The sequence below is a fragment of the Paenibacillus sp. PL91 genome, assembly GCF_012935325.2.
Taxonomy (GTDB): domain Bacteria; phylum Bacillota; class Bacilli; order Paenibacillales; family Paenibacillaceae; genus Pristimantibacillus.
In genome coordinates, this window is the sequence record NZ_JABBYG020000001.1 from 847,661 (window position 1) to 861,737 (window position 14,077).

A 14,077-nucleotide genomic window follows, 5' to 3' on the forward strand; every position below is an offset into this window, starting at 1 on the left:
TTTTAAAGCCGTGAACTATTGCCGCAATGATTAAATCAGCTGCCAGATGTTAAAGCTTAAGATTGAGGATAATTGCCAGAAAGTAGTCGCAAAACATCAATAAATGTCGATTGGTCGGTGAAGAGATGCCAATAAGAGGAATTAAGAAGCTGCAAGCGAAGCCGATTACGACAGGACCAAGCAAAACGCTGGATAAACACAAGGGTGAGCGAATAAGCGTCCACCTTGAGGATACGATTACGTTTATTAAAGGTTTACTGGGGACGAATGAGGATTTGACGATCCGGCACTTCCATGTCTTTGGCCAGTTTCCGGCAGTAATCATTTATTTCTCCAATATGATCAATCAGAATACGGTTAATTCAGATATAGTAAAACCGCTTATGTATACGCCCCCGCATTTGCTGGGACGAACGATAGAATTACCCGCGTTAAAGGATGTTTTGATGAATGATGCCCTCTATCATAGCGAGAGTAAGCCGGAAGGTGTACTGACCGTACTCGTTGAGAGCATTTTGAAAGGCGAGACAGTCGTTGCCGTTGACGGTCTTGAAGAAGCCTTTTTAATTGGAACAAGAAATATCGACAAGCGGGCTATCGATCAACCTGCAACCGAACAGGTCATCAGAGGGCCGCGTGAAGGATTTATTGAGCCGCTCGGCACCAATATTTCGCTTATCCGATATCGTTTGCAATCGCCTGATTTGCGCGTACAGACGATGGAAATCGGACGAAGGACAAAATCAAAGGTCGCTATATGTTACATGGATGGCATTACAAGTCCTGAGCTATTGAAGGAAGTCAACAACCGCCTCTCCAAAATTGATATCGATGGCGTGATTGACTCCGGCTATTTGGAGCAATTTATTGAGGATAACCAATATTCTCCGTTTCCTCAGGTTCAATATACGGAGCGGCCGGATAAGGTCGTTGCTAATTTATTGGAGGGAAGAGTTTCCATCCTTGTTGACGGTTCACCGCTAGCATTAGTTGTGCCGACTGTGTTCAGCCAGTTCTACCAGACAGTAGAGGACTACACGGAACGATTCGTCTTAATGAGCTCAATTCGGATGGCGAGACTAATCGCTTTAATGTTCTCTTTAATCTTCCCATCGATATATGTATCGATCATTTCCTTCAATCCCGAGCTCATTCCAACGGAATTCGCGGTTGCTGTAGCTGGCGGCAGGGCGGGAGTGCCTTTTCCTGCAGTTATTGAAGTTTTGATAATTGAAATATCGATGGAAATATTGCGGGAGGCGACGATCCGGCTGCCGCAGCAGGTCGGTGGCGCGCTTTCGATCGTCGGTGTTCTTGTAATCGGGCAAGCGGCAGTAGCTGCAGGATTTGCCAGCCCCATTACGATTGTCATCATTGCCCTTACAACAATCGGCTCATTTGCAACGCCGGCGTATAATGCAGCGCTTGCTCTGCGCTTGCTGCGGTTTCCGCTCATTATTATGGCAGGCACCTTTGGCCTGTACGGAGTAATGATTGGGCTGATTCTTATTGCCAATCATTTATTATCATTAAAGTCATTTGGCGTTCCGTATCTTAGCCCGCTTATTCCAGGAGATTTTCAAGGGATGAAGGATCTCCTTATAAGAGGACCGTTATGGTGGATGAACAAGAGACCATCTTTTCTGCAGCCAGAAGATTCAACGAAACTCGCTAAGTATACGCATGATGAGATGAAAAAAACAAAACAGAATGTGCTTGACCCAAAGAACGATAAGAATCAGCAGGAGGGTTAGATAACCATGGAGTCACGCCAGATTACCGTTATGCAAGCCGCGGCCATACTAGTAAGCACGATAATCGGGGTTGGCGTGCTCGCCATGCCCCTATTTGCTGTACAAGCAGCCGATTCCGGAGCTCCGCTGGTTACCATGCTCGGTACACTGCTTGCCTTTGTTGGATTAATGCTAATTACGTGGCTAGGGATGCGATTCCCTGATGAATCAATCATTCAATACAGTGAGAATATTATTGGAAAAGGACTTGCCTGGATAGGAAGTGTCCTCATCATCGTCTTCTTTTCTGTGCTAACCTCTCTAATCGCTCGCGAATTCGGTGAAGTAGTTGTTACATCCGTATTAAGATCAACGCCTGTAGAAGTTACGGTAATTGTCATGCTGCTGCTTTCTGCTATTTCTACTCGAAACGGAATTACGACATTTGCTTATATCCATACTTTTTATTTTCCTTTGCTCTTGGTCCCAGTACTGTTGATTGTCGCACTATCCATGAAAAATGCCGAAGTTATCAATCTGTTGCCCATTTGGGGAAACGAACAAAAAGGAATGCTAAAAGGTACGCTAACAATAGCCGCTCTATTCCAAGGGTCATTTATATTAACGGCCGTCATACCGGCAATGAAAAAGCCTGAGAAGGCCATGAAGGCAAGCGTGTGGGGAATGCTCATTGCAGGGGGATTGTATTTTGTTATTGTTATCGCAGCGGTCAGCGTGTTTGGCGCTGAAGAAATCAAGCAGCTGCTTTGGCCGACGTTAGAATTAGCTAAAGCGACGTCATTGCCAGCCAATATACTGGAACGCCTTGATGCTGCGTTTCTAGCTGTATGGGTAACGGCCGTATTTACGACACTGTTCTCCAGTTATTTCCTTACGATATATTCAATAAGTAAGCTGTTTCGTTTGAAAGAACATAAATTATTTTCATATTTTCTGTTACCCATTGTATTTGTGATGGCGATGCTGCCTCAAAACATTGTTCAAATGTATGAAATCATTGAAAATGTCGGACGTTTCGGATTGTACATTACGATCGGCTATCCTGGTCTGTTGCTAATGATTTCTATCCTTCGCAAGAAGAGAGGTAATCGTGTTGGGGATAAAAAAGTGGATCAAAACGGTTAAATGGCTGTGCTGCATTTTGATTCTCATTCCGTTGTTGACAGGCTGTTGGGATCGACTTGAAATCGAAGAGCGAGCAGTCGTATTGGGTGTGTCCATTGACGCAGTAGACCCTGAAGAAGTTGAAGATGCAAGTGAAGAGGTTTCTCATGTAAGCGGTACAATTCCATCTCCGAAAAAAGGAAGCGTACGCGTAGCCGTACAAATTGCCCTCCCAGGCAGAATTCCGCTCGGACCTGGCGAAAGCGGAGGCGGGAGAGGTTCATCGGAGGAAACCGTATGGGTTATTGATGTAGTCGGCCAAAGCATCGATGACGCGTTCATGATTTTACAGCAGCAGATATCCAGCAGACTTTTTTTTGGTCATCTCCGCGTAATTGTTGTTTCCGAAGCAATGGCGAAAAGGGGACTGGAAAATGTAAACGATTATTTCCGTCGTAATCCTGAAGTGCGTAGAATGGCATGGTTGATGATTTCCAAAGGGAATGCTTATCGGTTGATGAAGGCGGCGCCTCAGCTTGAACGGGTACCTACGCTTTATTTAATGTCAACGCTTGATGAAGGGATTAGAATGGGGAAGTTTCCTAAAGACTATATCGGTATATTTTGGAGTAATTTATCGAAGAAAGGACAAGAAGGTTTCCTTCCTTATGTTGAGATCAAAAAGGAACAAAATGTCGAAATCAAAGGTCTAGCTTATTTCGTTGGCGAACGAATGGTAGGCGTAACGAAGCCTCTTGAAATAGCGGGATACTTGGCAATTAAAGGGGTAAATCCAGCTGGCTATCGCGTATTCATTCAACTGGATGGAGGTCAAGATACCGTTATGACTAATGCTACACATCGTAAAGCAAAAATTGACTTTCAAATAAAGGACAATATTCCGCATTTCAAAATAAGAATTGCAGTTGAACTTAATCTAGAGGAAAAGCTGAGCGAGAAAATCCAAATTAATAACACGGATACTTTGAAATTAATTGAACAAAAACAGGAGGAGGCGTCCGTTGAATTTTATTCTAATGTTATAAAGAAGACACAAGCAAAAGGTTCGGACATATTCGGCTTCGGTGAATTAGTCAGGGCCAAGAAGCCTCGTTATTGGAATCAACACATCAAAACGACTGAGGGATGGCGCAGCATGTATAAGAACAGTAAGTTTGAAGTTCAAGTATCGATGAGAGTGCGGCGGATTGGGATGAAAGCCCAGTAGCTGGAGGGCAATAGAACTTGTTGGGGGATTAGTATATGATTGGCGAAGGCTATACGATAAGTTATCTCAATTATGCTATATTTCTATGGATCATTAGCGGTTTGCTCATCCTGCTAATCGATGTAAAACAATTTAAATTAGTCGGACTTAGCAAGGAGCACAAAGTATCCCGATTTATCGGCTGGTTTAATCTAATCATCGGGATCCTTTTGATTTTATTTGAGCTGGTGCTGCAATAAAAAATATGATCTGTCATAATGTAATGAAAAAAGGAGGAATGCTCGATGAATGATACGATTCAAACGCTGTTAGACCACCGCTCTATTCGCTCTTACACGGACAAGCCGCTTACGAATGAACAAATACAGCTCATTGTCCAAAGCGCGCAAGCGGCAGCCACATCGAGCTATGTCCAAGCATACACCATTATCGGCATCAAGGATGCAACGAAAAAGGAGAAGCTGGCAGAGCTTTCGGGAAACCAATCGTATGTTGCCAAAAACGGGCATTTCTTTGTGTTTTGCCTAGACCTGCATCGCTTGGAATTGTCCGCTGAGCTGGAAGGCGCTACTGTCGAGCAAATCGAACAAACACTGAATTCCACCGAAATGTTCATGATCGGGGTTATCGATACGGCACTGGCCGCGCAAAATGCTGCGATAGCCGCTGAATCAATGGGTCTTGGCATCTGCTACATTGGAGGGCTGCGAAATAAGCTGGACGATGTTTCCGAGCTGCTTCAGACGCCAAACCGAGTGATCCCGCTCTTCGGACTTAGCGTCGGTCATCCTGCGAATCGTTCTGACCTGAAACCAAGATTGCCGCTTGCGAGCGTCTATCATGAGGATGGATATAATCAAGATAAAGAACAGCTGTTCGAACAATTACGTGACTACGATCAAGAAATATCTAATTACTATTCGGTGCGAACGAATGGAGCGCGCAAGGATCGCTGGACAGAGGCAATGACGAAGCTGCTTCAAAATCCGAAAAGGCTATACATAAAAAGATTTTTAAACGATAAAAAATTACCCTTAGATTAAGCACAGCAGCTTCGTCTAAGGGTATTTGGCTTGTCTATTCGATTACTAGCAGCTACACGTTAACTTGAGTGGTGTCTGTGATCACATCGATGCGTGCTTTGCCGCCCTTTTCCATCCATTTATTTTTCCACTTGGTTTGCATGACCGTCAATAAAACGAGCGAGCACAGTGTCACTAAGCTTAGGATGAGGAAACCGGACGTGTATGAGCCAGTTGATTGATAAAGCTTTCCGAGAATAAGAGGGAGTGCGTAGCCGCCTAAGCCCCCGGCAGCTCCGATAATGCCAGTCATGAGACCCAGTTCATTGCCAAAGCGCTGCGGTACAAGCTGGAACACGGATCCGTTGCCTGCGCCAAGACACATCATTCCGATGAAGAGCAAGGTGATGACGACCGGGAGTGCTGGCAAGGAAGCTACTGCTGCAAGCATTAAGCCCGCGCCGCCGTAAAGGATGGTCAGCATTCGCGCGCCGCCAATCTTGTCTGAAAGATATCCGCCGACGGGTCTAAAGAAGCTGCCAGCAATAACACAGAAGGTTGTGAAGTCAGCAGCCCTTACTGGCGATAAGCCATACTGCGTATTAAAGAAGATGGTTAAATAATTGGAGAGACCGACGAATCCGCCAAAGGTTACGCAATAGAAGGCACAAAATACCCATGCATCGCCTTGTTTTAAAATTTGCGCATATTGCGAAAGCTTCTTAGGCGCAGGACGGTTTGGACTATTTTTGGCGAAGATTGTAAAAATAATAAAGACGATAACGATCGGAATAATCGCAAGTCCAAATACCAGTTCCCAACTTCCATAATGCTGTGCCAAGCGGTTAGCGAACAAAGTAGAGATGACGGTACCGCTATTGCCTGCCCCGGCTATCCCCATTGCAAGGCCTTGATGTTCCTTGGAATACCACTGGCTTGCTAGCGGCAAGGCTGCTGCGAACGAAGCTCCGGCAACGCCGAGCAGAAGAGCTACTACATAAAGTTGATCAAGGGAATCTACGAATTGCCAGCCCATGATTAATGGAATAAGTGTAAATAGCATCCCGAATTGTGCCGTTCGTTTCGGTCCGATATAGTCTGTCATGAAACCTAACACTAATCTTAATATCGAACCTCCTAATATAGGAAGTGCAACAAGATTTGCTTTTTGAACGGGGTCCATTGGATAATCGGCCGCAATAATTACACTTAAAGGGCCGATCAACACCCAAATCATAAAACTCATGTCAAAATACAAAAATGCGCTGAACAAGGTGGGCTTGTGCCCGCTTTGCCAAAATCCTTTTCTCTCCATCCCAATCTCTCCCTTTTCTATTGTAATCAACCTAAAAAGCCGCAATCCGTCCTTGTAAAGGAACGAAAAGCGGCTTCATTGCCATGGCGGCACATCATTGTGCGACCTCTTATTATATGGTTCACAAACATTGTGATCCCAACTCGAATTATAGATTCACGTAATGTGTATGTCAATATATATCACACAAAATTTTTTTACCGTGAAATTACAAAGTGTGCGTTATATATATTGACATGTAAATCAACATGAACTAATCTATACATAATAGAATGAGTACAGCACAGTGGCGTGCTAACTCTTGCGGCAATGATGCCTTTTCCCTGTATGCGGGAAAGGGCTTTTTATGTTCATTTTTACTCAAATCATTCGCTGGAGGGGATAACATGTCGGTCTTGAATCCTGTTCAACCGCTTACAGCGTCCGTTTCGATAGCTGTAATGAAAATGACAAGAGAAATGAAGGAGCCAATAATTGAAACGGTTTCGTTAGAGGATAGTTTATCCAGAATTTTGGCTCATGACTTTGAGGGGCCGTTCGCCTTGCCGCCTTTCCGCAGGGCTGCGATGGATGGATACGCCATTTATGCCGCTTCTTCGTCAGGCGCAACCAAGGAACGGCCTGTGCTATTGCAGGTCAGGGGAGAAATTCGATCGGGTCAACCGGTGAGAAATAACGTAATGGAGCCGGAATTGATGACAGCGGTTCGCATTTTTACAGGAGCGCCCGTTCCGGCTGGTTATGATGCAATTGTCATGCAGGAAGCCGTGAGGGAACGACTTGATTTGCGAGGTATTCCTTCTATACAAATTGACCGAGCTTATCCTATTGGCCAGCATATTGCCGAGAAGGGTGAGGATGTGCCGCAGGGAATGAAGGTACTGTACCGTGGAACGGCTATCCATGCGAAGGAAATCGCTATTCTTGCCTCTTTTGGGCAAACCGAAGTACAGGTATTCAAAAAGCCTGTCGTTACAATCATTCCTGTGGGGGACGAATTAGCATTGCCTGGCGAGAGCTTGCTATCCGGTAAAATTTTTGACGCGAACAGCTTCATGGTAAGTGCCAGGCTACGCGAGCTGGGCGCGGAAGTCATTCGAAGGGCGCCAATTCCCGATTGCCAGAAAACGATAGAAGCTTCGATTAAAGCAGCAATGGAGCAATCAGATCTCGTAGTAACAACGGGAGGCGTCTCAGTTGGCGATTATGACTTTGTGAAGCTGGCCGCAGAGAGCGTTGGCGGAGAGCCCTTGTTTACTAAAGTAGTCATGCGCCCAGGAACGCCAACATCAGCCTATCGCTTTGGCTCCAAGCTGCTGATCTGCTTATCCGGCAATCCATCCGCTTGCTTCGCAGGTGTCGAGCTGCTGCTTCGTCCTACTATATTGAAGGCAGCCGGAAGAAATGATTACAGATCTGAGTGGATGGAGGGGCGATTAATCGATTCCATAGCCAAACCTTCGCCTTATCCAAGATACGCGAGAGCTTTTGTCTACCGTGCTGATAAGGAGTGGATGATAGAGCCGCTGCGCCATGATAAATCCGGTAATGTGGCAGCATTCGCTAGGGCGAATGCTATCGTGCAAATACCAGCAGGAGGGGCGGGCGCCTCAATGGGGCAGGAGGTTCGGTTCGTATCGTTAACGAGCTAGGAAATTGCAAGAGTGGATGTGAACATAGATGAGTAGAGAGAAATTAGTAGTGATAGGCAATGGGATGGCAGGAATCAAATGTGTCGATGAAATTATAAAGCTTGCGCCAGATAAATTTCAAATCACTGTTTTTGGTAATGAGCCTCATCCGAACTATAACCGCATTTTGTTGTCAAAGGTGCTTCAGGGCGATTCTTCTATCGAAAGTATTGTGATCAATGATTGGTCATGGTACGAGGAAAGAGGGATTCGGCTGTATACAGGTGAGACCGTCGCTCTCATTCATTCGGATTCTCAGTATGTAACGACCGTATCCGGCATTCGTGCCGATTATGATCACTTGATTATTGCAACCGGCTCATCCGCCTTTATTCCGCCGATAGCAGGTGTTCATAAGTCTGGCGTCATCTCATTCCGCAACATAGACGATTGCAGGACGATGATGGATTATGCGAAAAAATATAAAAAAGCCGCTGTTATCGGCGGCGGTTTACTGGGGCTTGAAGCAGCGAGGGGCCTCCTGAATCTCGGCATGGAGACGGATGTCATTCACAATGCGCCTTATTTGATGAATCGCCAGCTCGATCGCATGTCAGCCGACATGCTTCGCAAAGAATTGGAAGGGCAAGGGATGCGATTCTGGCTCAGCAAGGAAACGGATAGCATATTCGGCTTAAATCGCGCCAAAGGCATCCGCTTCACTAATGGAACCACATTAGAGGCTGATTTGATCGTCATTTCCGTCGGAATCCGTCCTAACGTCGACCTTGCCAAAAAGAGCGGGATCGAAACGAATAGAGCAATCATTGTTGACGATTATATGAGAACGAGCAAGCCCAATATATATGCGGTTGGAGAATGCGCGGAGCACCGCGGTGTCGCTTATGGCTTAGTTGCGCCGCTGTATGAGCAAGGGAAGGTGCTCGCAAAGAGCATTTGCGGCCAGAAATCAGAGCCCTACCTCGGTTCTGTTCCTTATGCGCAGCTCAAGGTTTCGGGAGTCGAGGTGTTTTCGGTAGGTGAAATCCGTCAAGAGGAAGCAGAGACTGCTGTTCAGGAGTATGACGGCATTCGCGGTACCTACAAAAAGGTGACGATGAAAGAAGGCACCGTTCGGGGCGTTATCCTGTTTGGCGATACGGCGGAAGGCACCTCCTTGCTTGAACTGGTGAAAAGAGGCGCAGCCGTATCGGAGCTTAACCGTCCTTCCAGTACAGGGGGCAGCAGCGGGCTTGATCATTTAGCGGAAATGATGCCTGAAAGAGAGACGGTATGCGCCTGTAACGCTGTCCAAAAATGTACCATTATGAGCGCGGTCACCCAAGAGGGGCTGCAAACAACCGATCAAGTTCGCGACCACACGAAGGCTTCGAGCTCCTGCGGCGGCTGCCGGCCAATGGTTGCAGCGATCGTGCAATATGCGCTTAGTCTTGGCAAGGAAAGCGTTAAAGCTGCAATTCCGCCTATTTGCGGCTGCACGGATGTTAGTCATGAATTGCTCAAGGAAGCCATTAAAGCTGATTCACAATCAACCATTCAAGAAATAAAGACAGCATTGGGCTGGAAAAAACAATCCGGCTGCTCGGTTTGCAATTCTGCGTTGAGCTATTATTCTGCGCTATATCATCCGCAAGCAAGCTATCAAGGCAGCAATAACGATGCGTATTCTGGCTTCAGCCTAGTCACGGTCCCGGTAAGTCCGGTCATAATAAATGGCAGCCTTGAACCATTTGATGCATTGTCGCTTGGGAGTGAGCTTCAAAGCTGCTGCGAAAGCTTGCCTTTTCCAGTACCAGTCAAAGCAGCCATCACAGCAAGCATGCATCATCCGGCAGGCGTGCTCGTTCACGATATCGGGATTACGGGGGCGCCTGCGGGCTGGGAAATCTATGCCGGCGGGCATGCCGAGCATCCAGTTAAGCAAGGCCAGCTGATCGCGATAGCAGAGACTGAGGCACTTGCTTTGACAGTTTCTCTATCCTGCCTTCAGCTTTATAGAGAAAATGCCGAATATGACGAACCGCTTTGGAAGTGGCTTGAGCGAGCAGGAATCATCGAAATTAGAGAAATGCTATTGGATAGCAGCTGCCAAATGGAGCTAACCGGCAGAGCACAGGCTGCTGCTTTAGTGAAACAAAGTGTAGAAGGGCTTGGTGAGAGCATATGCCTCAAATGATAAATGCTCCTGTCGTTAAGGAAACAAGCTACGTCACGGATACGCAGTGTCCGTTTTGCAGCGTGCAGTGCAAGATGCGAATCACGAAAGAGCTGCCAGTTCTTGGCTCGAGCAGGCCGTCTTATATCATTGAAGGTATTCCGAACGCTGCTTCAGAAGGGCGCTTATGCGTGAAGGGGATGAATGCCCACCAGCATGCGGCAAGCTCGGAACGACTTCTTCAGCCTTTAGTAAGAAAAAATGGCCAGCTTATCCCCGCATCATGGGAGGAGGCTTTGCTCGCGATTGGCAGCAGATTTCAAGCCATAAGCGATGAGCATGGCCCCGATTCCCTTGGCGTATACGGCGGGGGATCGCTGACGAACGAGAGTGCCTATCTGCTTGGCAAGTTCGCAAGAGTAGCGCTTGGAACGAAGCATGTCGATTATAACGGCCGGTTCTGCATGTCGGCTGCTGCGTCTGCAGGCAACAAAACCTTTGGCATCGACCGTGGGCTGACCTGTCGACTATCCGATATTCCGCTTGCTCGCTGCATTATTTTGGCGGGAACGAACATTGCCGAATGCCAGCCGACCTTAATGCCTTATTTCAATAAAGCTAAGGAAAATGGCGCCACTATCATCGTCATTGATCCGAGAGCTACAGCTACGGCTGCTATAGCCGACATCCATTTGCAGCTGAAGCCGGGTACGGATGCAGCACTAGCCAATGGCATGCTTAAAGTACTGCTGAACGAGAAGCTGATGGATGAAGCGTTCATTGCAAGACGAACGAATGGGTTTGCTGAATTGAAGGAGCATTTGACTACCATACAGCTTGATGAAGTGGCAAGCTTAACAGGCTTGGACGAAGCCTCCATTCGTAAAGCCGCGATAGCTTATGGCCAAGCGGACACCGGCATTATTTTCACGGCGAGAGGCGTGGAGCAGCAAACAGACGGCCATGTGGCGGTGCGGAACTTTCTGAATCTCGTACTCGCTACGGGCAAAGTCGGCAAGCCTGGCTGCGGCTACGGCGCTGTAACAGGGCAGGGCAATGGGCAAGGCGGAAGAGAGCACGGACAAAAGAGCGATCAGCTGCCCGGCTACCGAAATATCGAAGACGAGCAGGACCGGGCTTATGTTGCCGGCGTATGGGGAATAGATCCGAAGGAGTTGCCTCGCAAAGGGGTTTCCGCATATGAAATGATGGAGCTGGTGCATCAACGCGTTATCCGTTCCTTGTTCGTGATGGGCTCGAATCCGATCGTATCGAATCCTAATGCCAATTTGGTCGAGGAAGGATTGCAGGGGCTAGATTTCTTAGTCGTTGCGGACATGTTCTTGTCTGAGACGGCTAGACTCGCGGATGTCGTGCTGCCGGTCACAGCGTATTTGGAAAATGACGGCACGTTGACTAATCTGGAGGGCCGCGTGCTTTTGCGGGAATCTGCGATCGCTGCACCAGGAGAGGCAAGGCATGATTGGGCGATTTTGTGCCAAATTGCCGAAAGGATGGGCAAGCAGCAATATTTCGCTTTTCAATCAGCCGAGCATATTTTTGAGGAGCTAAGGCTAGCAAGCCGTGGCGGATTAGCGGATTATTACGGCATAACCTATGATCGCTTGCGGCGTGAGGGAGGCGCCTATTGGCCATGCCCTTCAACCGAGGAGGAAGGCAACGAAGGCATGATGTTCGAGGAAGCCTTTGCCCATTCAGACGGAAAAGCGATTTTTATGCCTGTTGCCAGCCGGCTCCCGCAGGAAACGCCAAGCGATGAATTTCCGCTTACGATGACGAACGGAAGGGTGCTGTCGCATTATTTGACAGGCGTACAAACACGCAGAAGTCCTTCATTAGCTGCTCGAAATATCGAAAACTATATCGAAATTCATCCGAAAACAGCTCAGAAGCACCGCATTGAGGATGGCGAATGGGTGGAGGTTACCTCACTCAGGGGCACCTTTAACGTACGAAGCCGATTTACCGATAAAATAAGAGAAGACACGCTATTCGTACCCATGCACTGGGGAGGCGTACAAAACGTTAATAAAGCAACCAGTCCCGAGCTTGATCCGAATTGCAAAATGCCAGGCTTCAAAACCTCGACAGTCGCGATTAGCCCACTCCGTTTGCGGAAATAAGAGCTGAACAAGCAAGGATCGTTTCGAGCTTCCATTTAGAAGCCGAGCGGTCCTTTCTTGCGTCAAGCTTGACATGAAGGCCGCGCGTGGTTTACAACCATATACAGAGGTGATAGGCATGAGCGTGATTCGACTCGAAAACGTAACGAAAAAATATGAGGATACTCTTATTTTTCGCGATATTTATTTTCGTATAAGCAAAGGGGAACGGATCGGTCTCATTGGACGGAACGGCGCAGGAAAATCGACTGTGTTTAAGCTCATTCTCGGCAGGGAAGAACCTACAGCGGGAAGAGTTGAGGTAGATCCGCAGGTCAAGGTCAGCTATTTCTCTCAATTCTCAGAGCTGAGCGGCAGTCGATCGGTCCAGCAAGAGGTAGAGATGTGTTATGAGCATGTCTGGAGCATTGAAAGAGAGCTTGCTGAAATCGGCGAGAAGCTTGGCTCAGCAGCCGATGACGGTGAAATGAACCGTTTGCTGGATCGCCAAGCGGAACTATTCGAGCAGATGGAGCATCATGACGGCTGGAACGCGGCTGTCGAGATCGATACGGTGCTGACGAAGCTTGGGTTCGATGAGCACTCCCGCAGGCAGCCAGTAGACCAGCTGTCTGGAGGCTGGCGAAACCGTGCTGCGCTTGCCAAAATGCTGATTGAGCTGCCGGATGTCGTCTTGCTTGATGAGCCGACGAATTTTTTGGACATAGAAGGCTTAACCTGGCTTGAGCAATGGCTGCATCGCTTTAGCGGCACGATGGTGCTTATTTCCCATGATCGGCAGTTTATTGACCGGGTGGTTACCCGTACCATTGAGATTGAAAACTATCGTTTTCAAGAATATGAAGGCAATTATACCGATTATATTCGCAAAAAAAAGCTGCGCAAGAAAGAGCTGGACCGGCAGTTTGAATGGGAAGAAGAGCTGCTCCTTATGGAAGCGGAGGAGATCGAGAATAAGTCGCAGCGGAAATCCTCCAAAGATCGGCTGTCACGCAAGCTGGCTGACATGAAGAAGCGAGTGGAGCCTCATCCGGTAAATGTTCTCATAACCGATATTTATGAAAACTTGCGCTTTCCTGACCAGCTTTGCCAAGTGGAAGCCATTAGCAAGAGCTACGGGGAGCGCGGCATTTTCCAAAATGTCAGCTTCGACATTCAGAAGGAGGACCGCATCGCCATAATCGGTTCGAACGGAAGCGGAAAATCCACACTCATTAAGGTGCTAACTGGCCAAGAGTCGGCGGATTCAGGTATGGTACGCTTTAGCAAAGGCGTAAATTTCGCTTTTTTCAATCGAATGTGGGACGAGCTCGATCATAAGGATACGGTAAGCCATGCCGTTAACGTATATGGGCTTGGCCTAGATGCACCTCGGAAAAAAGTGAATAAATTTCTATCGATGCTCCAGTTCTCAGAGGCTGATCTTCACAAGGTGATCGGCAGCCTGTCAGGCGGCCAACAGGCACGGGTTGCCTTAGCCAAATGCCTGCTCTCGGGTGCGGAGATTATCGTGCTGGATGAGCCTACTAACCATCTTGATTTGACTAGCATTCAGGTTATGGAGCAGGCTTTGATCCATTTTCCCGGGGCAGTCGTTACGGTCAGCCATGACCGGTTCTTCATCGACAAAATAGCGACCAAGCTGCTTACCTTTGAGCAAGGCGGAGAAATTACACAACAAAATGTATAGACACAGTTGAAGT

Annotated in this window: 10 protein-coding genes; 9 read left to right on the forward strand and 1 reads right to left on the reverse strand. The window is 47.5% G+C overall.

What is annotated here, in order from left to right; all coding sequences use genetic code 11:
• Positions 1–125 precede the first annotated feature (125 nt).
• From HI950_RS04065 to nfsA, 5 genes are read left to right on the forward strand one after another with little or no spacing between them, the layout of a single operon-like run.
• Positions 126–1,754 carry a spore germination protein gene (locus HI950_RS04065; RefSeq protein ID WP_169081471.1) on the forward strand — a complete coding sequence of 543 codons (1,629 nt, stop codon included), beginning with the start codon at positions 126–128 and terminating at the stop codon, positions 1,752–1,754.
• A gap of 6 nt (positions 1,755–1,760) precedes the next feature.
• Complete coding sequence (locus tag HI950_RS04070; protein WP_169081470.1) at positions 1,761–2,879, forward strand: GerAB/ArcD/ProY family transporter; 1,119 nt, start codon at positions 1,761–1,763, stop codon at positions 2,877–2,879.
• Entirely contained in the window at positions 2,845–4,086 is a 1,242-nt protein-coding gene (locus tag HI950_RS04075) for a Ger(x)C family spore germination protein (RefSeq protein ID WP_169081469.1), read from the forward strand. The genes HI950_RS04070 and HI950_RS04075 overlap by 35 nt, the downstream gene beginning before the upstream one ends.
• 35 nt (positions 4,087–4,121) lie before the next feature.
• A complete protein-coding gene (locus tag HI950_RS04080) occupies positions 4,122–4,325 on the forward strand; it encodes a CLC_0170 family protein (protein ID WP_169081468.1) in 204 nt (67 codons plus the stop codon).
• A gap of 45 nt (positions 4,326–4,370) precedes the next feature.
• Complete coding sequence (gene nfsA, locus HI950_RS04085; protein ID WP_169081467.1) at positions 4,371–5,129, forward strand: oxygen-insensitive NADPH nitroreductase; 759 nt, start codon at positions 4,371–4,373, stop codon at positions 5,127–5,129.
• A 52-nt stretch (positions 5,130–5,181) separates the two neighbouring features.
• Here nfsA and HI950_RS04090 read toward each other — a convergent pair whose 3' ends face one another.
• Positions 5,182–6,423: a nitrate/nitrite transporter gene (locus HI950_RS04090; RefSeq protein ID WP_169081466.1), complete on the reverse strand. Its 1,242-nt coding sequence runs from the start codon at positions 6,421–6,423 to the stop codon at positions 5,182–5,184.
• Between the two features lie 386 nt (positions 6,424–6,809).
• Here HI950_RS04090 and HI950_RS04095 point away from each other — a divergent pair, with 386 nt between their 5' ends.
• From HI950_RS04095 to HI950_RS04110, 4 genes are all read left to right on the forward strand, one after another.
• Positions 6,810–8,075: a molybdopterin molybdotransferase MoeA gene (locus tag HI950_RS04095; protein ID WP_169081465.1), complete on the forward strand. Its 1,266-nt coding sequence runs from the start codon at positions 6,810–6,812 to the stop codon at positions 8,073–8,075.
• Between the two features lie 28 nt (positions 8,076–8,103).
• On the forward strand, positions 8,104–10,251 hold the full coding sequence (gene nirB / locus HI950_RS04100) for a nitrite reductase large subunit NirB (RefSeq protein WP_169081464.1): 2,148 nt from the start codon (positions 8,104–8,106) through the stop codon (positions 10,249–10,251).
• Positions 10,239–12,374 carry an assimilatory nitrate reductase catalytic subunit NasC gene (gene nasC, locus HI950_RS04105; protein ID WP_187768022.1) on the forward strand — a complete coding sequence of 712 codons (2,136 nt, stop codon included), beginning with the start codon at positions 10,239–10,241 and terminating at the stop codon, positions 12,372–12,374. Before nirB ends, nasC begins: the two co-directional genes overlap by 13 nt.
• A 118-nt stretch (positions 12,375–12,492) precedes the next feature.
• Positions 12,493–14,064: an ABC-F family ATP-binding cassette domain-containing protein gene (locus HI950_RS04110; RefSeq protein WP_169081463.1), complete on the forward strand. Its 1,572-nt coding sequence runs from the start codon at positions 12,493–12,495 to the stop codon at positions 14,062–14,064.
• The last annotated feature ends 13 nt before the right edge of the window (positions 14,065–14,077 follow it).

Excerpts from the sequence above, each read along its gene's own strand:
- nirB (WP_169081464.1), top strand. The coding sequence starts at position 8,104 with ATGAGTAGAGAGAAATTAGTAGTGATAGGCAATGGGATGGCAGGAATC.
- nasC (WP_187768022.1), top strand. The coding sequence starts at position 10,239 with ATGCCTCAAATGATAAATGCTCCTGTCGTTAAGGAAACAAGCTACGTC.
- HI950_RS04065 (WP_169081471.1), top strand. The coding sequence starts at position 126 with ATGCCAATAAGAGGAATTAAGAAGCTGCAAGCGAAGCCGATTACGACA.
- HI950_RS04090 (WP_169081466.1), bottom strand. The coding sequence starts at position 6,423 with ATGGAGAGAAAAGGATTTTGGCAAAGCGGGCACAAGCCCACCTTGTTC.
- HI950_RS04070 (WP_169081470.1), top strand. The coding sequence starts at position 1,761 with ATGGAGTCACGCCAGATTACCGTTATGCAAGCCGCGGCCATACTAGTA.
- HI950_RS04110 (WP_169081463.1), top strand. The coding sequence starts at position 12,493 with ATGAGCGTGATTCGACTCGAAAACGTAACGAAAAAATATGAGGATACT.
- nfsA (WP_169081467.1), top strand. The coding sequence starts at position 4,371 with ATGAATGATACGATTCAAACGCTGTTAGACCACCGCTCTATTCGCTCT.
- HI950_RS04080 (WP_169081468.1), top strand. The coding sequence starts at position 4,122 with ATGATTGGCGAAGGCTATACGATAAGTTATCTCAATTATGCTATATTT.
- HI950_RS04095 (WP_169081465.1), top strand. The coding sequence starts at position 6,810 with ATGTCGGTCTTGAATCCTGTTCAACCGCTTACAGCGTCCGTTTCGATA.